General features: G+C 65.7%; 19 protein-coding genes. 11 read left to right on the forward strand and 8 right to left on the reverse strand.

All coding sequences use genetic code 11. The annotated features are described in order from the left end of the window. Window positions 1–4: 4 nt before the first annotated feature. Together BLR24_RS14585 and BLR24_RS30715 are read left to right on the forward strand one after the other, a co-directional pair. Window positions 5–1138, forward strand: coding sequence for a sensor histidine kinase (locus BLR24_RS14585; protein ID WP_093017996.1), 1134 nt, complete (start codon window positions 5–7; stop codon window positions 1136–1138). Between the two features lie 198 nt (window positions 1139–1336). Further along, window positions 1337–1780, forward strand: a complete 444-nt coding sequence (locus BLR24_RS30715) for a hypothetical protein (RefSeq protein WP_175543272.1) — start codon at window positions 1337–1339, stop codon at window positions 1778–1780. 56 nt (window positions 1781–1836) lie between these two features. On the opposite strand, the gene BLR24_RS14590 is transcribed toward BLR24_RS30715, so the two are convergent. Continuing rightward, window positions 1837–2748 (reverse strand): response regulator transcription factor, encoded by a 912-nt coding sequence (locus BLR24_RS14590; protein WP_093017998.1) that lies wholly within the window; start codon window positions 2746–2748, stop codon window positions 1837–1839. Next, on the reverse strand, window positions 2726–6121 hold the full coding sequence (locus BLR24_RS14595; protein ID WP_254787304.1) for a hybrid sensor histidine kinase/response regulator: 3396 nt from the start codon (window positions 6119–6121) through the stop codon (window positions 2726–2728). The genes BLR24_RS14590 and BLR24_RS14595 overlap by 23 nt, the downstream gene beginning before the upstream one ends. Before the next feature lie 271 nt (window positions 6122–6392). Between BLR24_RS14595 and urtA the strand changes: the two genes are divergently transcribed. The 8 genes from urtA (at window position 6393) to BLR24_RS14635 (ending at window position 13847) form a co-directional block, all read left to right on the forward strand. Next, entirely contained in the window at window positions 6393–7658 is a 1266-nt protein-coding gene (gene urtA / locus BLR24_RS14600; protein WP_021007789.1) for an urea ABC transporter substrate-binding protein, read from the forward strand. Window positions 7659–7801: 143 nt separating this feature from the next. Beyond that, window positions 7802–8716: an urea ABC transporter permease subunit UrtB gene (gene urtB / locus BLR24_RS14605; protein WP_093018002.1), complete on the forward strand. Its 915-nt coding sequence runs from the start codon at window positions 7802–7804 to the stop codon at window positions 8714–8716. A 34-nt stretch (window positions 8717–8750) separates the two neighbouring features. Beyond that, a complete protein-coding gene (gene urtC, locus BLR24_RS14610) occupies window positions 8751–9962 on the forward strand; it encodes an urea ABC transporter permease subunit UrtC (RefSeq protein ID WP_093018256.1) in 1212 nt (403 codons plus the stop codon). An 18-nt stretch (window positions 9963–9980) separates the two neighbouring features. Then, a complete protein-coding gene (urtD, locus tag BLR24_RS14615) occupies window positions 9981–10724 on the forward strand; it encodes an urea ABC transporter ATP-binding protein UrtD (RefSeq protein WP_093018004.1) in 744 nt (247 codons plus the stop codon). Window positions 10725–11051: 327 nt separating this feature from the next. Next, entirely contained in the window at window positions 11052–11741 is a 690-nt protein-coding gene (urtE, locus tag BLR24_RS14620; protein ID WP_093018259.1) for an urea ABC transporter ATP-binding subunit UrtE, read from the forward strand. A gap of 23 nt (window positions 11742–11764) precedes the next feature. Then, window positions 11765–12997: a formamidase gene (fmdA, locus tag BLR24_RS14625; RefSeq protein ID WP_093018006.1), complete on the forward strand. Its 1233-nt coding sequence runs from the start codon at window positions 11765–11767 to the stop codon at window positions 12995–12997. A gap of 7 nt (window positions 12998–13004) precedes the next feature. Continuing rightward, window positions 13005–13349, forward strand: coding sequence for an FmdB family zinc ribbon protein (locus BLR24_RS14630; RefSeq protein ID WP_093018008.1), 345 nt, complete (start codon window positions 13005–13007; stop codon window positions 13347–13349). Window positions 13350–13496: 147 nt separating this feature from the next. Then, window positions 13497–13847, forward strand: a complete 351-nt coding sequence (locus tag BLR24_RS14635) for an alpha/beta hydrolase (RefSeq protein WP_093018010.1) — start codon at window positions 13497–13499, stop codon at window positions 13845–13847. 87 nt (window positions 13848–13934) lie between these two features. On the opposite strand, the gene BLR24_RS14640 is transcribed toward BLR24_RS14635, so the two are convergent. The 6 genes from BLR24_RS14640 to BLR24_RS14665 form a co-directional block, all read right to left on the reverse strand. After that, window positions 13935–16211: a glycoside hydrolase family 3 N-terminal domain-containing protein gene (locus BLR24_RS14640; RefSeq protein WP_093018012.1), complete on the reverse strand. Its 2277-nt coding sequence runs from the start codon at window positions 16209–16211 to the stop codon at window positions 13935–13937. A gap of 124 nt (window positions 16212–16335) precedes the next feature. After that, the gene (gene tcuB, locus BLR24_RS14645; protein WP_093018014.1) at window positions 16336–17568 is read right to left on the reverse strand and encodes a tricarballylate utilization 4Fe-4S protein TcuB; all 1233 of its coding nucleotides are present in this window, start codon (window positions 17566–17568) and stop codon (window positions 16336–16338) included. Beyond that, window positions 17552–18979 carry an FAD-dependent tricarballylate dehydrogenase TcuA gene (gene tcuA / locus BLR24_RS14650; RefSeq protein ID WP_093018016.1) on the reverse strand — a complete coding sequence of 476 codons (1428 nt, stop codon included), beginning with the start codon at window positions 18977–18979 and terminating at the stop codon, window positions 17552–17554. Before tcuA ends, tcuB begins: the two co-directional genes overlap by 17 nt. A 77-nt stretch (window positions 18980–19056) precedes the next feature. Then, the gene (locus BLR24_RS14655; RefSeq protein WP_093018018.1) at window positions 19057–19983 is read right to left on the reverse strand and encodes a LysR family transcriptional regulator; all 927 of its coding nucleotides are present in this window, start codon (window positions 19981–19983) and stop codon (window positions 19057–19059) included. Window positions 19984–20066: 83 nt separating this feature from the next. Next, entirely contained in the window at window positions 20067–20834 is a 768-nt protein-coding gene (locus tag BLR24_RS14660; protein WP_093018020.1) for a class II aldolase/adducin family protein, read from the reverse strand. A 23-nt stretch (window positions 20835–20857) separates the two neighbouring features. Beyond that, entirely contained in the window at window positions 20858–21448 is a 591-nt protein-coding gene (locus BLR24_RS14665) for an HD domain-containing protein (RefSeq protein WP_093018022.1), read from the reverse strand. 132 nt (window positions 21449–21580) lie between these two features. Between BLR24_RS14665 and BLR24_RS14670 the strand changes: the two genes are divergently transcribed. After that, on the forward strand, window positions 21581–22300 hold the full coding sequence (locus tag BLR24_RS14670; protein ID WP_093018024.1) for a Crp/Fnr family transcriptional regulator: 720 nt from the start codon (window positions 21581–21583) through the stop codon (window positions 22298–22300). Window position 22301: the final 1 nt, after the last annotated feature.

The raw sequence follows: 22301 nt of genomic DNA on the forward strand, positions 1-22301 counted from the left end.
CAGCATGCGCCTGAGCCAATTCATCAAAGACAACATCGAACCCATTCTTGTCGAGTGGGAATCCTTTGCACGAACGATGATCCCGCCAGCGGAGACTATGTCCGTCGTCGAGCTCCGGGACCATGCGCATGAAATCCTGCTGGCAATTGCTAGCGAAATGGAGTCCACGCAATCCGAAAAGGAGCGCGAAGCCAAATCCAAGGGGCTCGCGGTACCGTTCCCAAAAGAGACCTTTGCCGCCGAACATGGAGGCTTGCGCCAGCGGGTGGGCTTCGATCTGTCCCAGCTGGGCGCGGAATATCGCGCGCTGCGGGCCACGGTTCTACGCTTGTGGATGGGAAAGGTGGGCGCGGTCGACGCCGCGGTGCTCGAAGAAGTGGTGCGTTTCAACGAGGGCATCGACCAGGGCCTTGCAGAGGCCATGGCCACGTATTCCGACCATGTCGCCAATTCGAGGGACACCTTTCTGGCCGTGCTGGGGCACGACCTGCGAAACCCCCTGAGCGCGCTCAGTTCCTGCATCGATCTCCTCAGCCTGGCAGGTGATGCCAAGCCCAAGGAGCGGACGCTCCAGATCGCCAGGCGAAGCATTGCGTCGATCAACGACATGGTGACCGACCTGCTCGAGTACACGCGTACCCGGCTCGGCCGGGGCATCGAGGTGATTCCGCAGGAAGGCAACCTGGGCGCCCTGTGCCAGGAGGCCTTCGACGAGGTGTGCGCGGCGTATCCCCAGCGGGCACTGGTTGCCGATCTGCCGGGCGACGTGGTCCTGATGTTCGACGCGGCCCGCATGCGCCAGGTCCTGACGAATCTGCTGAGCAATGCCGTGCAGCACGGCGACCCCAGCTATCCCGTGGCGTTGCTGATCAGGCACGAAGGGGCGCATGCGACCCTGGTCGTCAAGAATCGGGGCAGGCCGATTCCTCCCGACGCGATGCAGGTGATCTTCAACCCGCTGGTGCAGGTTGCGACCCGCGAATCGGCGCCGCACGAGCGGCCCGCCACGAGCCTGGGACTCGGCCTCTACATTGCGCGGGAGATCGTGACGGGCCACGGCGGCACCATCACGGTGACGTCGTCTGCGGCAGAAGGCACGGCATTCACTGTTCATCTGCCTCGCGGCACGACGAGATAGCCGAGCTCCCCCCGCGCGCGCTGCCCTCCTGGCCGTATCCCTGCGGACACCGTCGAGCCGAACTGTGAAGCTATCGATTGCATAGCGATGCGGACGTCCGACCGATCAGACCGGCCTGCCATGCTGACTTTTGACTACAAGAACGGCTTGGTGCGTCGTCTAGCTTGGCTTTGTCGAAACATCAACAAGGAGAATCCGATGAAGCTGAAACAGCGTATTGCACCGACCTTGGTGGCGGTCCTCATGGGCGCCTGCGTTGCACCCCTTGCCTTGGCCGCGGGTGGCGGCGGGGGAGGTGGCGGCGGTGGTGGCGGAGGTTCGGGGGGCGGTAGCGGTAGCGGCGGCGGAAGTGCTGGCGTAGGCGCCGCTGCCGGTGCGAATGGCAACGGCGCGGGCGCGACCAGCGGATCCAACGCCTCGGCCAATGCCGCAACGCCGGCGACACCTGCCACGCCTGCAACGCCAGCCACGGCCACGTCGCCTGCGACGCCGGCCACGCCTGCGACTCCGGCCACGCCGTCGGCGCAATCTTCATCGTCCACGATGTCTGCAACGCCCGCGACGCCTGCGGTGCCGGCGTCCAAGTCGGACACCAACACGACGATACCTGCGGTGCCTGCAACGCCGGCAACGAAGAGATAAGAGAGGACAGTTGAAGGGCCGCGCAGCGGCGAGGCTGCCGGCCCTTTATTCCGCAATCAGGCCAGCTGTCCGCTCGCCAGCGCCGCCGCGGCGGCGCGCGTCTCCACGCCGAGCTTCTCGAAGATGTGTTCGAGGTGCTTGTTCACCGTGCGCGGACTGGTGCCGAGAATTTCTCCGATGTCGCGATTGGTTTTGCCCTTGGCAAGCCATGAAAGCACTTCGGTCTCGCGCGGCGTGAGCGCCGCATCGGCAAGGCGGGCCGAAGCAGAAGTGCCCGCCGCGCCTTCGCGCTGGGTGGCAAAGAGAAGCATGGTCTCACCGAGGGCGGCAGTGCCCAGGTTGCGCACCGACAGCCGTGTGCCGGCGGGCGTGACCAGCGCAATGACTGCGCCGGATGCCAGCGAAGGTTCTAGCGAGGTTGGCAGCAGTCCCGCAGCCGATGGCGCGTCGAGTGCCTGGAGCCACAGCGCGGCCTGCGGTGAACGCCATGCGATACGCCCGTGCGCATCGACGAAGACCACGCCCATGCCCGCGACGTCGACGGCATCGCGCGCCATCCGCGTGATGCGCGCGTTGCGCGTGTGCGTGTGCAGCCGCGCCAGCACCTCCTGCGCGCGGATCGGCTTCACGACGTAGTCGACGCCGCCGCACGCGAAGCCCTCGACCACGTGCGCGGTTTCCGAAAGCCCGGTCATGAACAGCACCGGAATGTGCGCGAGCGCAGCATCGGCCTTGATGCGCCGGCAGGTCTCGAAGCCCGAAAGGCCGGGCATCATGCCGTCCAGCAGGATAGCGTCGGGCACCACCAGTTCAAGCCGCTGCAGCGCGGCCTCGCCGTCGGCTGCCACCAGCACGGTGTAGCCGCTGGCCTCGAGCGTGTCGCACAGCATGCCCAGGCTGCTGGGGGCGTCGTCCACCACCAGTACCACGGGGCGTTCGGTTTCATCAGGGAGCGAGAGTGTCTGCATCTTCTTCTGCGAGTGCCTTGCGGAGATTGTCGAGATCGAAGCGGTTGACCATGCCGCGCAGCCACGTGCAGGTGACCGCAGCCGGTGGTGAAGCGGTGGCGAGCCGATCGAGCACTTGGTGCAGGCCGCGCACGTGACCCATCTGCACCAGCCGCATCAGCTCGGCGCGGTCGTCTTCGGAGAGCGCCAGCTGCTCCGGCCTGACCGCGACGTCGGCGCTGGGTGGCATGGGGTCGTTCAACGCCAGCCATTCGAGCCCGAGGTGGCGCTCCAGCGCGGCGATCAGCTGCGATTCGATAACCGGCTTGCCGACGAACGCCTGGCAGCCCGCCGCGCGGAGCAGCTCGCTCTGGTTCTCGAACATGTTGGCCGAGACGATGATGATCGGAATGCGGTCGAAGCCCGAGGCGCGCACCAGGGCCGCGGTCTGCCAGCCGTCCATGTCGTCCATTGTGAGATCCAGCAAAATGGCGGAGGGCAGGTTTTCGCGCAGGCTGTCGAGGCACTCGGTGCCGCTCGCGGCCTCGCGCACCTCGAAGCCCAGCGGCGCGAGCATTCCGGCCAGCATCTGGCGCTGCACCGGCTGGTCGTCCACCACCAGCAGCGTTCGGCGCGCGCCGATGTAGCCCGACACCGGCCGCCGCAGTGCGCCGGCCTGCGCCTCGGGCCCCGGCTCGGCCACTTCGCGCAGGTACACCCGCACTCCGAAGGTGCTGCCCGCGGGAGAAGTATCGGCCAGGCGCAGTTCGCCGCCCATCAGCGACGTGAGAAGTCCGGTGATGGTGAGACCCAGGCCCGTGCCGGGCTCGCCGCGCCGGCGACCGGCGGCGCCGCGCTCGAACGGAAGGAAGATGCGCTGGTGATCTTGCGGCGCTACGCCGATGCCGGTGTCGACCACGTCGAAGCGCAGCACCTCGCGGCGCGCATCCACATGCAGAGTGACCGTGCCGCTGTCGGTGAAGCGCACCGCATTGGCCAGCAGGTTGATGAGGATCTGGCGCAGCCGTTTGGCATCGGCATGCACCCAGGGCGGCAGCCGCCCGCTGTGCGTGTACACGAAGGCCAGGCCCTTGCTCTCCGCCTGCGGCCGCACCATGTGCACGAGCTCGTCGAGAAAGGCGGGCAGCGCGAGCGGAGCGGGCTCCAGCTGCAGCCGGCCGGCCTCGATGCGCGCCAGGTCGAGCAGCCCGTCGATCAGTCCCAGCATGTGCTCGCCGCTGCGCTGGATGGTCTGCACCGCTTCGCGCGGCGGCGCCGCGGCCTCGCCCTTGAGCAGAATCTGCGAATAGCCGAGGATGCTGTTGAGCGGCGTGCGCAGTTCGTGGGTCATACCGGCCACGTAGCGGGTCTTGGCCTGGTTGGCGGCCTCGGCAGCTTCCTTGGCGGTCTGCAGCGCGGCGTCGGTGCGCTTGTGCGCCTCGATCTCGACGGTGAGCAGGTGGTTGTGGCGGTTGGATTCTTCCTGCGCCATCTGCCGGCTCTCGCTGCCCAGCACGATCCACCACGCGGCCACCGCCGCCACCAGCGAGAGCAGCGCAAACACCTTGAGAAAGGCGCTGCGAAGGGCCGGGTCCAGGAGGTCCGAGCCCACGATGGTCTCTTGCGCATACACGACGCCCATCACCGTGGCCACCAGCGCCACGAGCGACGTGGCCACCATCAGGTAGTGCGCCACGCGAAAGTTGAGCCGCCCCGACAGCGCGGGCGGCAGCAGCGCCTTGAGCCATCCGCTCATCTGCTCGGCCGCCCGCGAGTCGGTCTTGCAGCGGTCGTGGCAGCGCGATTCCAGCGTGCAGCACAGCGAGCAGATCGGCGCGCTGTAGGCGGGGCAGTGGGCCATGTCCTCCGACTCGAAGCTGTTGTCGCACACCGAGCACTTGACCAACTGCCCGGGCGTCCAGCGTTGGATGTCGGTGCGGGCCAGGTAGTAGCGCCCGCGCGTGCGCCATGCCAGAAGCGGCGAGACCAACAGCGCGGTGACCAGCGCGATGAACGGCGAGAACGCCCGCGCCCATTGGCCCAGCGCGCCGGAATACGCCAGCATGGCCAGCGCCGCCGCCACCAGCATCGCGCCCAGGCCGACCGGGTTGATGTCGTACAGATGGGCGCGCTTGAACTCGATGGTGCGCGGGCTCCAGCCCAGCGGCTTGTTGATGACCAGGTCGGCCACCAGCGCGCCGACCCAGGCGATGGCAATGTTGCTGTAGAAGCCCAGCACGTGCTCGAGCGCCGCGAACACGCCCAGCGTCATCAGCAGGATGGCAATGACCACGTTGAATACCAGCCACACCACGCGCCCCGGATGGCTGTGCGTGAGGCGCGCGAAGAAGTTGGACCACGCCAGCGATCCCGCATAGGCGTTGGTGAGGTTGATCTTCATCTGCGAGACCACCACGAAGAGCGTGGTGATCGCCAGCACCCAGGCCGGGTCGCGCAGCACGTATGAAAAGCCCGTGAGGTACATCAGCGTGGGCTCGATCGCGTGCTTGCCCGGAATCTCGTGCTGGAGTGCCAAAAAGGCCAGGAAGGCGCCGCCCATCATCTTGAGCATGCCCGGCACGATCCAGCCAGGCCCCGCCACCAGCACCGCGGCCCACCAGCGGCCCCGGTTGGCGGCCGTCTTCTCGGGCAGAAAGCGCAGGTAGTCGACTTGCTCGCCGATCTGAACCACCAGCGAGAAGGCCACCGTGGCGGCGGCGCCGAACATCAGCGGATCGAAGCTGCTGCTGCCGGAGGTGCGGCCCGCGAGGCCGGTGAAGTCGGCATACAGCTCGGGCTTTTTCACCAGCACCGCAATGAAGGGACAGATGAAAAGCACGATCCAGATCGGCTGCGTCCACAGCTGCAGGCCCGAGATGAGAGTGATGCCGCGCATCACCAGCGGCACGATCACGATCGACGACAGCAGGTAAAGGAGCGGCAATGGCCAGTCGAGGTACAGCTGCAGCGCCAGCGCGAGGATGGCCGCCTCGAGCGCAAAGAAGATGAAGGTGAAGCTCGCATAGATGAGCGAGGTGAGCGTGGAGCCCAGGTAGCCAAAGCCCGCGCCGCGCGTGAGCAGGTCCATGTCGACGCCGTGCTTTGCCGCGTAGTAGGAAATCGGCAGGCCCGTGAGAAACGTGATGAACCCCACCACCAGGATGGCCCACAGCGCATTCCAGAAGCCGTAGTTCAGCGCAATGGCGCCGCCGATGGCCTCCAGCGCCAGGAACGAGGTGGCGCCGAAGGCCGCATTGGCGACGCGGAACTCCGACCATTTGCGAAAGCTGCGCGGCGTGTAGCGCAGCGCGTAGTCCTCCAGCGTTTCGTTCGCGACCCACGCGTTGTAGTCGCGGCGGATGCGAAAGATCTTCTGGCCGGTGACGGATTGCATGGTGGGCTCTTGCGGCGAGGGCGGCGGCAGTGGCATGACGGCAGACACAGCAAGAAGCGCTCCCTGCTCGATTGCCGCCTGTTGTCGCCTGTGCACGGCTTGCGAGTCTGGCTGCAGCCGCGCCTCCGGCCGCTACGTTGAATGACGTATTCGCGGCGCAGCGAGTGATTTCTAAAGTACCAGCCATGGTGCTCGGGGCACCGTCCGATGCACAGCGATGGTGCGCGGCCAACCCATGTTTTTCTTTTCTTCAACCTGCCTGGAGTTCCTGATGTCGCGTGATTCCGATCCTTCCCTCGATGCCCTGGCATTGCGCCGCAGACGACTGCTGCAGGGCGCCGCCGCGTTGCCCGTGATGGGCCTGAGCGGCCTGAGCTTCGGGCAGTCGCAGTTCCCCACGGCCAAGGTCAACACCACCAAGCTCGCGGTGACCGACACCGAAGTGACGGTGGGTCAGCTGCACTCGTCCTCCGGCACCATGGCCATTTCGGAAACCGGCTCCATCCAGGCCGAGCAGCTCGCCATCGACCAGATCAACGCGATGGGCGGCATCCTCGGCCGCAAGATCAAGGTCATCAAGGAAGACGGCGCCTCCGACTGGCCGACATTTGCAGAGAAGTCGAAGAAGCTGTTGGTCAACGACCACTGCGCCGCAGTATTCGGCTGCTGGACCAGCGCCTCGCGCAAGGCGGTGCTGCCGGTGTTCGAGAAGGAGAACGGCCTCTTGTACTACCCGACCTTCTACGAAGGCCTGGAGCAGAGCAAGAACGTGATCTACACGGGCCAGGAAGCGACGCAGCAGATCATCTGGGGCCTGGACTGGGGCGCGAAGGAGAAGAAGGCCAAGACCTTCTTCCTCGTCGGCTCCGACTACATCTGGCCGCGCACCTCGATGAAGATTGCGCGCAAGCACATCGAAAATTTCCAGAAGGGTTCGGTCAAGGGCGAGGAGTATTACCCGCTGGGCCACACCAACTTCAACTCGCTGATCAACAAGATCAAGGTGGCCAAGCCCGACTGCATTTTCGCGGCGGTGGTGGGCGGCTCGAACGTGGCCTTCTACAAGCAGCTCAAGGCCGCGGGCATCACCGGCGACAAGCAGTTCCTGCTGACGCTGGCGGTCACCGAAGACGAAATGACCGGCGTGGGCGGCGAAAACTTCGCGGGCTTCTATTCGTCGATGAAGTACTTCCAGTCGCTCGACAACCCGAACAACAAGAAGTTCGTGGAGGCCTTCAAGGCCAAGTACGGCAAGGACGCCGTGATCGGCGACGTGACGCAGGCGGGCTACCTGGGCCCGTGGCTTTGGAAGGCGGCCGTCGAAAAGGCCGGTAGCTTCGACGTGGACAAGGTGGTGGCGGGCTCGCCCGGCATCGAGCTGAAGACCGCGCCCGAAGGCTACGTGAAGCTGGATGCGAACCACCACCTGTGGAGCAAGGCGCGCATCGGGCAGGGGCAGCTGGATGGGACGTTCAAGGTGGTTGCTGAGTCGGCCGAACTGATCAAGCCCGATCCGTTCCCCAAGGGCTATCAGTAAACCCGTGATGACTTTCTCCCTCCCCCTCTGGGGGAGGGCAGGGGTGGGAGCAAGCGGCGCCTCCAATGGGCACGCCCTGCCTGCCCCCATCCCAACCTTCCCCCGGAAGGGGAAGGAGCCAACAGCCAATACGGGAACTCTCCATGACTCTGTCGGACATGATGAACATCGGCCTGATGCAGGGCTTCGCGGGGCTGAGCCTCTTCGCTGTGCTGCTGCTCATGGGCCTTGGGCTCGCGATCATCTTCGGCCAGATGGGCGTGATCAACATGGCGCATGGCGAGTTCATGACCATCGGTGCCTACTCGATCTACTTGGCCGCACGCGTCACCGAAAGCCTGGCGCCTGCGTTCATGCCGTACTACTTTCCGATCGCGATCGGCCTTGCTTTCGTCTTTGCCTTCATCGTCGGCTGGATCGTGGAGTGGGTGCTGATTCGGCATCTCTACAAGCGGCCGCTCGACACGCTGCTGGCCACGTGGGGCGTGAGCCTGGGGCTGCAGCAAATCTTCCGTACCTTCATCGGCCCGAAGGAAGTGAGCCCCACGCTGCCCGAGTGGCTCATGGGCTCATGGACGCCCCACGAGGGCCTCGACATTCCGATCAATGGCTTGTTCGTGCTCGCGCTCACCACGCTGGTCACCGGCAGCGTGCTGGTCGCCCTGCACAAGAGCCGCTGGGGCCTGCGCGTGCGCGCCACTGTGGCCAACCGCACCATGGCCAACGCGACCGGCATCGACACCATGAAGACCGACCGGCTGACCTTTGCCATCGGCTGCGGCATTGCCGGCATGGCGGGCGCAGCCTTCACCACCATCGGCTCGACCGGGCCGACCTCGGGCTCGCTCTACATCGTCGATGCCTTTCTCGTCGTCACCTTCGGCGGCGCGGCCAGCCTGCTGGGCACGGTGGTCTCGGCCTTCGGCATTGCTCAGACGCAGTCGATCTCGGAATTCTTCATGACCGGGTCGATGGCGAAAGTGCTGACGCTCTCGCTCATTGTGCTGATTTTGATGATGCGGCCGCAAGGGCTGTTCGCCGTGAAAGTCCGCCGCTGATGAACCCGCTTTCTTCTTGGAGAACGTTCCGATGATGAATTTCATCAAGGCCTCGATCCTGCGCTATCAGCTCGGAAGCCTGCTGCTGCTGGTGCTGCTGCTCGCAGTCGTGCTGCCGCTGTCGCTCGACATCTTTCGCCTGAACCTCGTGGGCAAGTACCTCACCTACGCCTTCGTGGCCGTGGGCCTGGTGATGGTGTGGGGCTACGGCGGCGTGCTGAGCCTGGGGCAGGGCGTGTTCTTCGGCATCGGCGGCTATGCGATGGCGATGTTTCTGAAGCTCGAAGCCTCGGACCCCATCACGACCAAGATCCAGTCGACGCCCGGCATTCCGGACTTCATGGACTGGAACCAGATCACCGAGCTGCCCATGCTGTGGCTGCCGTTCAAGAGCCTGCCCCTGAGTTTGGCGCTGGTGGTGCTGGCGCCGATGGCACTGGCCTGGCTGGTGAGCTTTGCGATGTTCAAGCGCCGCGTGGGCGGCGTTTACTTTGCCATCATCACGCAGGCGGTGGCGCTCATCTGCACCGTGCTCATCATCGGACAGCAGGGCTACACCGGCGGTGTCAACGGCATGACCGACCTGAAGACGATGCTGGGCTGGGACACGCGCACCGACGGCGCCAAGTACGTTCTCTACTACGTCTGCGTCGGGCTGCTGGTCTGCAGCATCGTGCTGTGCCGCTGGATCCAGACCAGCAAGCTCGGCACGCTGCTGCTCGCGATGCGCGACAAGGAAGACCGCGTGCGCTTCTCGGGCTACGACGTGTCGAACTTCAAGGTCTTCACCTTCTGCCTGGCGGCCGGGCTCTCGGGCATCGGCGGCGCGATGTTCGCGCTGCAGGTGGGCTTCATGTCGCCGAGCTTCGTGGGCATCGTGCCTTCCATCGAGATGGTGATCTTCTGCGCGGTCGGCGGGCGCATGAGCCTGGTGGGCGCGGTGTACGGCGCGCTGCTGGTCAATGCGGGCAAGACGCTGTTCTCGGAGAGCTTTCCGGACCTGTGGCTGTTCCTGATGGCGGGGCTCTTCATCGGCGTGACCATGGCCTTCCCGATGGGGCTCGCGGGGCTGTGGGACGAGAAGATCAGGCCCTGGTGGAAGGATCGTCGCAAGGCGCTGCGGGAGGCGGCGGTACAGCCTCCCGCACCCATGATGATGACGCCGCCGCCCGCACCGGTTTCCCTTGCGCCGACGCCTTTGCCCAACATGCCGTTGCCTGAAGGCGTCGGCAGCCAGCGCGCCTGAACCCGGAGCTATCCACTCATGAGCAATACCGACTTCGCCCTTGCGGTGGAAGACCTGACCGTCTCCTTCGACGGCTTCAAGGCCATCGACGACCTGACGCTCTACATCGACAAGAACGAGCTGCGCGTGATCATCGGCCCCAACGGCGCCGGCAAGACCACACTGCTCGACCTGATCTGCGGCAAGACGCGCGCAAGCGGTGGCAGCATCAAGTTCAAGAACACCGAGCTCACGAAGATGGCCGAGCACAAGCGCGTGCGGCTGGGCATCGGCCGCAAGTTCCAGACGCCGTCGATCTACGAGAACCTCAGCGTGTTCCAGAACCTCGAGGTGTCCTTCCCCAAGGGCCGCTCGGTGTTCGGCGCGCTGGCCTTCAAGTGCGACGAAGAGGTCAAGGCCAAGGTCCAGGCGGTGGCGGAAGACATCGGCTTGGCCGACAAGCTGCGCACCGAGGCGGGCTTGTTGAGCCACGGCCAGAAGCAGTGGCTCGAGATCGGCATGCTGTTGATGCAAGAGCCCGAGTTGCTGATGCTCGACGAGCCCATTGCCGGCATGAGCGCCCGCGAACGCGAGCTCACGGCCGAGTTGCTTAAGCGCATTTGCCAGAACCGGGCGGTGATCGTCATCGAGCACGACATGGCCTTCGTGAAGCAGATCGCTCACAAGGTGACTGTGATGCACCAGGGAAAGATCCTGGCCGAAGGGCCGATGGAGAAGGTGCAGGCGGATCCGAAGGTCATCGACGTTTATCTGGGGCACTAGATGAATTGTTCTTCTGGTGCTTGCGTTGTGCGCTGTTCAGGGCGCGCTCCCGCCGACGGGGTACCTTTCTCCGCGAATGTCCCCCGGCCTGCGGCCTCCTCCTTTATTTCGCTGCGCAAGGCACCCCGCCAGCGGGAGCGTGATTCAGAGCAGTCGTTGATCAGCGGTACACCAGCAGCGTGCCTCAGTGCACAGGGCGCCGGGTGCTCCCCGCAGCGAAATAAAGGAGGAGCCGAAGGCGGGGGACATTCGCGGAGGGGGTACCCGGTGGCCTTTGCACGCGCCCTGAACAGAAGCACTCAAGGAGTCATTGAATTGAGCAACATCATGCTGAAGGTCGATGACCTGCATACAGCCTACGGCCAGAGCGAAGCACTGCACGGCCTCTCGTTCGAAGGCCATGCCAACGAAACCATCGCCATCATGGGCCGCAACGGCATGGGCAAGACCACGTTGTTCAAGAGCCTCATGGGCGTGCTGCCGCTGAAGAGTGGCCGCATCGAGGTGGCGGGACAGGACGTGTCGCGCGACGAAAGCTTCAAACGCGTGGCCAAAGGCATTGCCTACGTTCCGCAGGGTCGAATGATCTTTCCGACGCTGACCGTCGAGGAAAACATCCAGACCGGCCTCGAAAACTCCAAGACACGCCGCATACCCGAAGAGATCTATGCGCTCTTTCCCGTGCTGTGGGACATGAAGCGCCGCAAGGGCGGCAACCTCTCCGGCGGCCAGCAACAACAACTGGCCATTGCACGCGCCCTCGTCACCGATCCCAAGGTGCTGCTGCTCGACGAGCCCACCGAGGGTATCCAGCCTTCGATCATCAAGGACATCGCCAAGGCGCTCAACGAGATTCGCAAGCTGCGCGGCATCACCATCGTCGTGTCCGAGCAGGTGCTGAGTTTTGCCATGGACGTGGCCGACCGGCTCTTCGTGATCGAGGGCGGGCGGCTGGTGCATGAGACCGCGCGCGACAAGACCGATGTGAATCACATCAAAGCTTACCTCTCTGTTTAACCACAACCCAGGAGCCACTGCAAATGACGGACACGCTGATCAAGGTCGATTTGACCAAGTCGCCCACTGAGAACGAGATGATCCACAACCGCTGGCATCCGGACATTCCGATGGCCTGCTGGGTGAACCCAGGCGACGACTTCATCCTCGAAACCTTCGACTGGACCGGTGGCTTCATCAAGAACAACGACAGCGCCGACGACGTGCGCGACATCGACCTGAGCACGGTGCACTACCTTTCGGGCCCTGTGGGCGTGAAGGGCGCCGAGCCGGGCGACCTGCTGGTGGTCGACCTGCTCGACATCGGCGCCAAGCAGGACAGCCTCTGGGGCTTCAACGGATTTTTCTCGAAGAAGAACGGCGGCGGCTTCCTGACCGAGCATTTTCCCGAAGCGCAAAAATCCATCTGGGACTTCAAGGGCATGTTCACCAGCTCGCGCCACGTGCCGGGCGTCAACTTTGCGGGCCTGATCCATCCCGGCCTCATCGGCTGCCTGCCCGACAAGCCGATGCTCGACATGTGGAACGAACGCGAGCAGAAGCTCATCGACACCGATCCGACCCGCGTGCCAGGCCTGGCCAACCCGCCCTCGGCCGGCACCGCCCACATGGGCAAGATGAGCGGCGAAGCGCGCGCCAAGGCGGCAGCGGAGGGCGCCCGCACCGTGCCGCCGCGCGAGCACGGCGGCAACTGCGACATCAAGGATCTGTCGCGCGGCTCGAAGGTGTTTTTTCCGGTGTATGTCGACGGCGCGGGCCTTTCGGTGGGCGACCTGCACTTCAGCCAGGGCGATGGCGAGATCACCTTTTGCGGCGCCATCGAGATGGCCGGCTGGGTGCACATGAAGGTCACGCTCATCAAGGGCGGCATGGCCAAGTACGGCATCAAGAATCCGATCTTCAAGCCGAGCGTGATCACGCCGCAGTACAACGACTACCTGATCTTCGAAGGCATCTCGGTCGACGAGACCGGCAAGCAGTACTACCTCGACGTGAACGTGGCCTACCGCCAAGCCTGCCTCAACGCCATCGAGTATCTGAAGAAGTTCGGCTATTCGGGCGCGCAGGCCTATTCGATCCTGGGCACGGCGCCCGTGCAGGGCCATATCAGCGGCGTGGTCGATGTGCCCAACTCTTGCGCCACGCTCTGGCTGCCCACGCAGATCTTCGACTTCGACATCAACCCGAATGCGTCGGGGCCGGTGAAGATGATCGACGGCAGCATCGACATGCCGCTGTCGCACGACCTGGCCTGAGGCGCCCATGCCGACCTACGACTACGCCTGCGGCCAATGCGGCGGATTCGACGCGCTGCGGCCTTCGGGCCAACGCGACGAGCCGGCCGCATGCCCCGATTGCGGAGGCCCATCGCCGCGTGTACTTTCGGCCGCGCCAAGGCTCGCGTTGATGGCCTCGGCTACGCGCAGTGCGATGGAGACCAACGAGCGCACACGGCACGAGCCGGGCAGCTCGCGGGACTACGCGCGCTTCAAGCATCCGGCGGGCTGCGGCTGCTGCTCGGGATCGTCCAGGCGCAGCGCGACGGTGACCGCGGCGAACGGCGCGAAGTCTGCGCCGTCGAAGCGGCCATGGATGATTTCGCACTAATGCCGGGCTAACTATTCGCGGCGTACTGCGGGTCGGCACGGCTCGATTGTTTCAATCCCGTGAACGCCGTGATTCGTTTTGCGGCGTTTTTTCATGGGACTTCGGGATCAAACTTCATCTCACCAACCAACCCATTAGGAGATTGAAATGAATGCCTCGAAGATCCTCGCTGCCGCTGCTCTCTCGCTCCTGGCCGCTGCCGGTGCACACGCAGAAACCTATGAAGGCGTGCAAAGCGTGAACTCCGGCGTCTCGCGCGCCGAAGTCGCCCCGCAAGCCGTTGCAGCCGCTCGCGCCGGCAACGAATACAGCGATGGCGCCAGCGCCGGCGCACAAGCCTTCAGCTCGACCGCCGATCGCTCGGTGATCCAGGCCGAAGCCGTTGCCAAGGCGCACGACCCGCTCGCCAGCCTCGATCGCCGCGCTTTCTACCGCGACGAAGTGCCGCAAGCCTACAAGAAGCCCAGCGTGTCGTTCACGCGCCAAGCGGGCCTGTAAGTCGATCGCTTCTTTGACGCGATGAAGAATGGGCCCTCGGGCCCATTCGCCGTTGGTGCGAAATGCTTGCGACGTTGCCGCGATGCATCACTCCCGCGTCAGCGCAAAACTCTTTCGCAACCCGCCCGTGGCCGAAGGCGCCACCCACAGGTCGAACTCACCGGGTTCGACCGTCGGCTTCATGTCGCGGCCGATGAACTGCAGGTCTTCGGAACCGAGCGTGAACTCGACCACCTTCGATGCGCCGGGTTCGATGCGCACCTTGCGGAAGTTCTTGAGCTCGCGCACGGGCCGCGTCACGCTTGCGGCGCGCTCGGCAACATAGAGCTGCACCACTTCCTCTGCCTCGCGCTGGCCGGTGTTGGTGACCGTGGCTCGCACGCGCAGCGTGCCGCCGAGGGGCAGCCGGTCCTGGCTCGTCTCCACGCCGTCGTAGCGTACCGGTGCATAGCCGATGCCGTGGCCGAAAGGGTAGAGCGCCTGGTTCGTCGTGTCCACGTAGCGGGTCTTGAATGCCATCGCCTGGTCGTTGTCGGGTAGCGGCCGGCCCGTGCGCTTCTGGCCGTAGTAGAAGGGCACCTGGCCCGACGTCTGCGGAAAGCTCACCGGCAGCCGGCCCGAAGGATTGAAATCGCCGAACACCACGTCGGCAATGGCGGCGCCGGTCTGCGCGCCGAGAAACCAGGTCACGAGGATCGCGTCGGCGTTACGCACTGCGCCTCGCAGCGCCATGGCGCGGCCGTTGCTCAACAGCACGACCACAGGTTTGCCGGTGGCGGCCACGGCTTCGGCAAGGTCTTGCTGCGCTTGCGGGATGCCGATGTCGGTGCGCGAGCGCGCTTCGCCCGACATGCGCTCGCTCTCGCCGATGGCGAGCACCACCACGTCGGCATCGCGTGCCGCGGCCACGGCCGCCTCGATGCCACCGGGCAATAGCGTGTCGATGTTCGAGCCGCGCACCACGGCCAGCGCGCCGCCGTCGCGCAGCGCGCCGCGCAGGCCTTCGTCGATGCCCACCGGGGCCGATTGGCCCGGGAACAGGCTCCACGCGCCGAGCAAGTCCTGCGTGCCCGAGGCGAAGGGGCCGATGAGCGCGATCTTCTTGCCGGCCTTTGGCAGCGGCAGTACCGCGCGCTCGTTCTTCAGCATCACTATGGAGCGGCGAGCATCCTCGCGTGCGAGCGCGAGGTGCTCGGGGTTCTCGACGCGGGTCTTTGACGGCGCGGTATCGAGCCCGCGCAGAGGCTGGTCGAAAAGGCCCAGCTTCTGCTTGACCCACAGCACGCGGCGCACGGCCTCGTCCAGGCGCGCCATCGGCACTTCGCCAGCGGCCACCAGCTCAGGCAGGTGGCGCATGTACAAACCGCTTTGCATGCTGACGTCAGTGCCCGCCAGGAACGACTGCTTGGCCGCCTGCCGGCCGTCGGCGGCATAGCCGTGGGCAATCAGCTCTTCGTCGGCCGTGTAGTCGGAAACCACGAAGCCCTTGAACTTCCACTCGTCGCGCAACACGCCCGTCAACAGCGCCGGGTTGGCGATCGACGGGATGCCGGAAATCTCGTTGAAGGCGCTCATGATCGATAAAGCGCCCGCGTCCAGCGCGGCGCGGAACGGCGGCAGGTACACCTGTCGCAGCGTGCGTTCGGAGATGTCGGTGGCCGCGTAGTCCAGCCCGCCTTCGGCTGCGCCATAGGCCGCGAAGTGCTTGGGCGTGGCCAGCAGCGCGTCGGGGCGCGAGAGGTCGCTGCCCTGGAAGCCGCGCACGCGCGCGGCCGCGAACTGGCCGGCCAGGTACACGTCTTCGCCCGCGCCCTCGATGCCGCGGCCCCACCGCGCGTCGCGCGCAATGTCCACCATGGGCGCGAAGGTCCATCGGAAGCCATCGGCACTGGCCTCCACCGCCGCCGCGCGCGCGGTGCGCTCGGCCAGTGCGGGCTCCCAGCTTGCGGTCTCGGCCAGCGGCATCGGGAAGATGGTGCGAAAGCCGTGGATTACGTCGGCGCCGTAGAGCAGCGGAATGCCCAGGCGCGATTCGCGCACGGCCACCTCCTGCAGCACGCGCTTGCGCTCGAGCCCTTCGTTGTTGAAAAGGCCCGTGACGCGGCCGGCGCGCACGTCGTCGATCTCCTGCTGCCCGTTGCGCTGGGCGGCCTGTGGATTGCCGGGGATGTTGGTGTCGGCGGGCCCGTAGAGGCTGAGCTGGCCCACCTTCTCCTCGACCGTCATGCGGGCAATGAGCGACTCGATGCGGGCGCCAGCACCCACGGCATCCTCGGCGGTGGCCGGGGCGGCGTGGGAAGCGGGGAAGAAGAGACAAGAGGCCAGGCCCAGCAGGGCCGCCATGGCGGGAATACGGACGTGCATGGCCTGCCATTCTCGCGCCAAAGCAGGACCGGTCGGTCCGATCGGGCTTTGGCGCTGTTACATCTGGTTCATCGGCGGCTCGCCTCGCGTGGTTCCTCTTCTTGGATTGCAGGATTCGCTTGGTTCAGTCGGCGCCCAGCTGCAAGCGGTTGGGCAGGCGTTTTTCGATCGCGAACTTGAGCAGCGCCGCTGAGCGGAAGATGCCGTGCGCGAACTTGCCGTAGGGCAGTGTGAGAAAGAGCGCCATCACCACGCCCAGGTGCACCGCCAGCAGCAGCGCCATGAAGGCGGTATCCCGCCAGGCGAGCAGGGCCAGGCCGGTGACGCTGGTGAGCAGCAGCAGCGCGATGAAGCCGCGGTCCATCGGCCGCTGCGCCACGTCGCCGTGCGCTGCGTTGCGCCGCAGGTTCATCCACAGCAAGCCGACCGGCCCGACCACCAGGCCGATGCCACCGGCGGTGCCCAGCAGCACCGGGAGGCTCGTGAGCGCATAGGGCGCATGCAGGCCGAGGAGGTAGTGGTAGAGCGTCGCCACACAGGTGGAGGCGAAGCACAGCATGAAGCCGTAGAAGGTGAAGTGATGAAAGCGCCGGCGCCAGAGCGTGAAGCGGTCGTCTTCGTTGTTGCAGCCCTCGCCATGGCCCCCGCCCAGGTAGGTGAGGCGCAGCGCGTCATGCACGGCTTCGGCGCTCGCGGCGGCGCGCACACCGGCCACTTCGGTGGGCGGGTTCTCCTGTGCTGGCGACACCTCGCGCCAGAAGCGCCGCACGCCCATCGCCAATCCGAACACCACGAAGGCGAACACCACGCCGAATACCAGCGCGAGAAAGTTGTGCGGAAAGATCGCGTAGAAATTGCCCGCGAGCGGTTCGTGCAGCAGCGCGCCCCTCATCGCCACGGCCAGCACCAGGAACAGCGCGAGCCCACCGGCCAGGGCCAGCGCGACCGTGAGGCCGGCCTTGCGGTACAGGGCGCCCATCGCGGGCGGCCAGGCGTAGTCGTGGTAGGTCTGCATGCGCACCTGCGCCATCGCCTGCGGCACGTTGACCGCGAACTCATGCGGTGGCGCGTACTGGCAGGCGTGCAGGCAGGAGCCGCAGTTGTGGCACAGGTTGGCGAGGTAGTGCGTATCGGCCTTGCCGAACTCCAGCCGCCGCGTCATCGCGGGGAACACGGCGCAAAAACCCTCGCAATAGCGGCAGGCGTTGCAGATCTGCAGGATGCGCGCGACCTCGCCTTCGCTGGCGGTCAATGGAAGGGCGGGCTGGATCGGGATCACGCGCTGCGAAGGCGGCGCGCTGCCGATGCCGTCGGCATCCGCACGGGCGCGTGCGACGAGATCAGTGAGCTGCTGCAAGGGCGGTCTCCGGGGAATTCTTCGGCATGTTCTTTGCTGCTCGCGCGGCCTGCGTGCCGGCGATGCGGCCGAAGGCCGTGCCGATGCTCATGCCCACGCCGGCCGTGTACCCCTTGCCCAACACGTTGCCGGCCATCATTTCGCCGGCCACGAACAGGTTGGGACTCGGCCGGCCGCCAAAGCGCACCGCCGCGGTCTCGTCGACCTTCAGGCCGAGGTAGGTGAAGGTGATGCCGGGTCGCACGGGGTAGGCATGGAAGGGCGCGGTGTCGAGCGGGCGGGCCCAGTGCGTCTTGGCGGGCGCGAGGCCTTCGGTGCGGCAATCGTCCAGCGCGGTGTGGTCGAAGCGGCCGACGCGGCAGGCGGAGTTGTAGTCCTGCACGGTGCGGACGAAGGTGGCTTCGTCGAGGCCGATCTTCTGCGCCAGTTCGCCGAGCGTGTTCGCCTGCGTACCGGCGAAGACCGGCGGCATGAAGCGGCCGACCGCCTTCTGATCGATCACCGACCACGCGATCTGCCCTGGCTGCTGCGCCACCAGCCGGCCCCAGATCGCATAGCGCTTGGGCCAGAAATCTTCGCCCTCGTCGTAGAAGCGTTGCGCCTCGCGGTTGACCACCACGCCGAGCGACACGCAATCGATGCGGGTGCAGATGCCACCGTCATAGAGTGGCGCGCGGGCATCGATGGCCACCATGTGGCCCTGCGATGGATCGCCGATGCTGTCGGCGCCGGCGTCGATCATGTACTTGAGCAGCACGCCCTGGTTGAAGCGCGTGCCGCGGATGAGGAAGTTGTCGGCCGGCCATTCGCCGCGCTCGTTCTGACCCCAGGCCTCGCGCAGCCATTCGCGGTTCGATTCGAAGCCGCCGGCAGCCAGCACGCAGCTCTTCGCCTCGATGCGCTCGCCGGCCTCGGTGCGCACGCCCACGAAGCGGTCGCCGTCGAGCTCCACCGAGGCCACGGGCGTGTCGTAGCGGATCTGCGCACCCATCTTTTCGGAGCTTCGAAAATAGGCGTTGACCAGCGCCTTGCCGCCGCCCATGAAGAAAGCATTGGTGCGCGCGACGTGCAATGCGCCCGACAGCGGCGGCTGGAAGTGCACGCCATGGCTGCGCATCCAGTCGCGGCAGTTGGAAGAAGCGCGAATCACCAGCCGCGCCAGGTATTCGTCGGTCAGGCCGCCGGTCACCTTCAGCAGGTCTTGCCAGTATTCCTCTTCAGGATAGGCGTCGACCAGCACGTCCTGCGGCGCATCGTGCATGCAGCGCAGGTTGCGGGTGTGCTGCGAATTGCCGCCGCGCCACGCCTTGGGCGAAGCTTCGAGCAGCAGCACCGAAGCGCCGGCCTCGCGCGCCATCAGCGCGGCGCACAGCGCGGCATTGCCGCCACCGACAACCAGTACATCGATCACTCGTGGGCCTCCTTGGAATACAGGAGACTTTATTGAGCGAGGCCTTCACGCGAAAGGCCGATCGAGGCAACGGGTGTTCAGTGATCGAGAAGACTTGCGCCGGTCCAGCGGCCCTCGCGCACCAGGGCGCGGGCCGTGTCGGCCAGCACCACGCGCGCCGCCAGCGCGGCCGGCGACAGCTCGTCGTCAGACAGGCTCACCAGAAGGTTGTGGCGGCCCACGTGCGCATCGCTGATCTGCGTGAGCTGAAGGTCGTCGCTCTCATGGCGCGCGGTGGCTGCGCCGGGCTGGATGGTGGCGCCGTAGCCCGCGCGTACCGCGTCCATCAGCAGCGCCAGGCCGTCCACCTCGGCGACGATGCGCGGCTGGATGCGGGCGCGCGCAAAGGCGGCCATCAGCGTGGCGCGCAGGCCGTGGCTTCCGCTGGGCAGGATGAGCGGCAGCTCGGCCAGTTGCGACAGTCGCACCTTGGTGCCGGACGGGCGCTGTGCGAGATGGGGCGATGCGATCACGAACAGCTTTTCCGCCAGCAGCGGCAGCACGCTCCAGCGCCGCGGCGTGTCGGTCTGGAACAGCACTGCCAGGTCGAGCTGGCGCGCCTGCAGCATGGTGGTGAGGTGGCCCGAGAGCGCCTCGACCATGTGCAGCCGCACCTCGGGATAGCGCTCCTGCATCGCGCGCATCAGCGGCACGCCGAGCACCGTAGCGGTGGTGGGCGCGAGGCCCACACTCACATGACCCGACAGGCGCGCCTGCTGCGCCGCGCGCACCGCGTCGTCGGCATGCCGCAGTGTGAGCTGCGCCTGTTGCAAAAAGGCGAGACCGGCGTCGGTGGGCGTGACGCCGGTCGAGTTGCGCTGCAGCAGCCGCGTGGAGAGCTCGCCTTCGAGCCGGCTGATCTGCTGGCTCAGTGCCGAAGTGACCACGCCCAGCTCGATGGCCGCGCGGCCCATGCTGCGAAGCTCGCAGACCTTGACGAAGTAGCGCAGTTGCCGGAGTTCCATGTCCGCATCATCGCGCAGATAAAAAAATGGCTGCCGGCACCTGTCGCGCAGGCGCTGGCAGCCGTGTAAACCGGGATTGGCGTTTATTGCTTGTAGCTGCCGTCGATGAGGTCGAGCTTGCGGATGAGCGACGGCCAGACGAACTGCCCGCCCAGGCCGCCGGTCTGTACCTTCATGGCCTGGCCCACGCCTTCGACGATCTTCGGGTTCACGTGCGTGAGTTCGCTGCCGCCCGACTGCGCCGCAATCTGGATCTGGCAGGTGGTCTCGAAGACATACATTGAAAGGAAGGCGTCCGCAATGGTCTTGCCGCATGTGAGCAGGCCATGGTTGCGCAGCATGAGGTAGTTGGCGCTGCCCATGTCGGCCTGCAGGCGCGGCTTCTCGTCGTCGCGGAAGGCCACGCCTTCATAGTCGTGGTAGGCGAGCGAAGCCAGCACGAAGGTCGATTGCTGGCTGATCGGCAGCACGCCGTTCTTCTGCGCGCTCACGGCAATGCCGGCCTTGGTGTGGGTGTGCAGCACGCACTGGATGTCTTCGCGCGCGGCATGCACCGCGCTGTGGATCACGAAGCCGGCCGGGTTCACGGGGTAGGGCGACTCGATGATCTTGTTGCACTGCTGATCGACCTTGACCAGGCTCGACGCGGTGATCTCGTCGAACATGAGCCCGTAAGGGTTGATGAGGAAGTGGTGCTCGGGCCCGGGGATGCGCGCGCTGATGTGCGTGAACACCAGGTCGCTCCAGCCGTAAAGCGCCACCAGGCGATAGCAGGCGGCAAGGTCGACGCGCAGCTGCCATTCTTCGGCGGACACGAGTTTCTGGATTTCGGGTTGGGAGGCTGCGTTCATGGTGAATTGTTCCTAGTGGGTTCTCAGGCGGCCGCCGGCTCTTTCATCGCGGCCTTGTAGATGCTCTGCTTCGGCTCTGCCATCAGGCGTTGCAACATGGGTTCGAATTCGCTGATGGGCAGCGTCTCGGCCTTGGGGTCGAAGGCGGGGTTGTCGTACAGCGCGCAGAACTCGGCCGTGCGCTCGTAGTGCGGATTGCTCTTGAAGTTGTCGCGCATGTCGCGGTCCAGGCCGATGTGATGAAAGAAATAGTGGCCCTGGAAGATGCCGTGGTGCTGCACCATCCAGTGGTTGGCTTCGCTCACGAAGGGCTTGAGAATGGCCGCGGCAATGTCGGGGTGGTTGAAGCTGCCGAGCGTGTCGCCGATGTCGTGCAAGAGCGCACACACCACGTACTCATCGTCGCGGCCATCGCGCAGTGCGCGCGTCGCGGTCTGCAGCGAATGGGTGTAGCGGTCGACCGGAAAGCCGCCGTAGTCGCCTTCGAGGATCTGCAGGTGCTTGATCACGCGCGCGGGCAGGCCGCCCGCAAACTGCCTGAACTCGCCGCCGATCAGTTGCCAGTCCTCGCGCGTGCTCTCCTGCATGCTCTTGAAACTTGCCCGTTCGCTCATCGTGTCGTCTCCATGTTCTCGGGGAATGCCGGCCACTGTAGACCTGTGCTTGACGTTCAACTGTCGTGAATTTGACAATGCAAGGCTCTGGTAAACCCCGCCCCGAGGCGTCTTCGAGGCAATTTCTCCCGTATGGCCGCTCCCAAGCTGCGTCTTTCAGCTCCGCACCGCGCCGCGATGGAGCGCAATCCGTGGTTCACCAGCATGCCGCGTGCACAGCGCGAGGCGCTGGTGGGCGCGGCCGAACTGCTACACGTGCGGCGAGGAGCCATGGTGTTTCGCCAGGGCGATCCGGTGCATGCGGCGGGTGGCGGCTTCTATGGGCTGGCGGCGGGCACCATCAAGATCTCGTCGCTGCGCCAGGATGGGCGCGAAGCCATCCTCGCGGTGCTCGAGCCCGGCAACTGGTTCGGCGAAATCACGCTCATCGACGGCTCGCCGCGCACGCACGACGCCACTGCGCTGGAATCGCTCGACCTGCTCGTGGTACCGCCGGAGGCCTTTGCCCACCAGATGCGCGACGTGGTCTTCGCGAATGCGATTGCCGCGATGCTGGCGGCGCGCGTGCGCATGCTCTACGGCCTGACCGAAGATGCCACGTTGCGCAGCCTGCGTGCGCGCGTGGCGCACCGGCTGTTGGTGCTGGCGCGCGGCGATGCCACGCAGTCGGTACACCTGCGCCGCACGCTGATGCTGCCGCAGGAGGCGCTGGCCATGATGCTCGGCATCACCCGGCAGACGCTCTCCAAAGAGCTCAACGCACTCGCGCGCGACCAGGTGATTTCGATCGGCTATGGGCGCATCGACCTGGTGTCGGTCGAGGCCCTGCAGGCGCTGGTCAGGAGCGGATAGT

It is taken from the genome of Variovorax sp. OV700 (genome assembly GCF_900099805.1).
Taxonomy (GTDB): Bacteria; Pseudomonadota; Gammaproteobacteria; order Burkholderiales; family Burkholderiaceae_C; genus Variovorax.

Coding starts and splice junctions, on each gene's coding strand:
- BLR24_RS14655 (WP_093018018.1), bottom strand. CDS start 19,983: ATGGAACTCCGGCAACTGCGCTACTTCGTCAAGGTCTGCGAGCTTCGC.
- urtD (WP_093018004.1), top strand. CDS start 9,981: ATGAGCAATACCGACTTCGCCCTTGCGGTGGAAGACCTGACCGTCTCC.
- BLR24_RS14640 (WP_093018012.1), bottom strand. CDS start 16,211: ATGCACGTCCGTATTCCCGCCATGGCGGCCCTGCTGGGCCTGGCCTCT.
- BLR24_RS14595 (WP_254787304.1), bottom strand. CDS start 6,121: ATGCAATCCGTCACCGGCCAGAAGATCTTTCGCATCCGCCGCGACTAC.
- BLR24_RS30715 (WP_175543272.1), top strand. CDS start 1,337: ATGAAGCTGAAACAGCGTATTGCACCGACCTTGGTGGCGGTCCTCATG.
- BLR24_RS14660 (WP_093018020.1), bottom strand. CDS start 20,834: ATGAACGCAGCCTCCCAACCCGAAATCCAGAAACTCGTGTCCGCCGAA.
- BLR24_RS14630 (WP_093018008.1), top strand. CDS start 13,005: ATGCCGACCTACGACTACGCCTGCGGCCAATGCGGCGGATTCGACGCG.
- BLR24_RS14665 (WP_093018022.1), bottom strand. CDS start 21,448: ATGAGCGAACGGGCAAGTTTCAAGAGCATGCAGGAGAGCACGCGCGAG.
- urtE (WP_093018259.1), top strand. CDS start 11,052: ATGCTGAAGGTCGATGACCTGCATACAGCCTACGGCCAGAGCGAAGCA.
- BLR24_RS14670 (WP_093018024.1), top strand. CDS start 21,581: ATGGCCGCTCCCAAGCTGCGTCTTTCAGCTCCGCACCGCGCCGCGATG.
- BLR24_RS14590 (WP_093017998.1), bottom strand. CDS start 2,748: ATGCAGACACTCTCGCTCCCTGATGAAACCGAACGCCCCGTGGTACTG.
- urtC (WP_093018256.1), top strand. CDS start 8,751: ATGAATTTCATCAAGGCCTCGATCCTGCGCTATCAGCTCGGAAGCCTG.
- fmdA (WP_093018006.1), top strand. CDS start 11,765: ATGACGGACACGCTGATCAAGGTCGATTTGACCAAGTCGCCCACTGAG.
- urtB (WP_093018002.1), top strand. CDS start 7,802: ATGACTCTGTCGGACATGATGAACATCGGCCTGATGCAGGGCTTCGCG.
- BLR24_RS14635 (WP_093018010.1), top strand. CDS start 13,497: ATGAATGCCTCGAAGATCCTCGCTGCCGCTGCTCTCTCGCTCCTGGCC.
- BLR24_RS14585 (WP_093017996.1), top strand. CDS start 5: ATGCGCCTGAGCCAATTCATCAAAGACAACATCGAACCCATTCTTGTC.
- urtA (WP_021007789.1), top strand. CDS start 6,393: ATGTCGCGTGATTCCGATCCTTCCCTCGATGCCCTGGCATTGCGCCGC.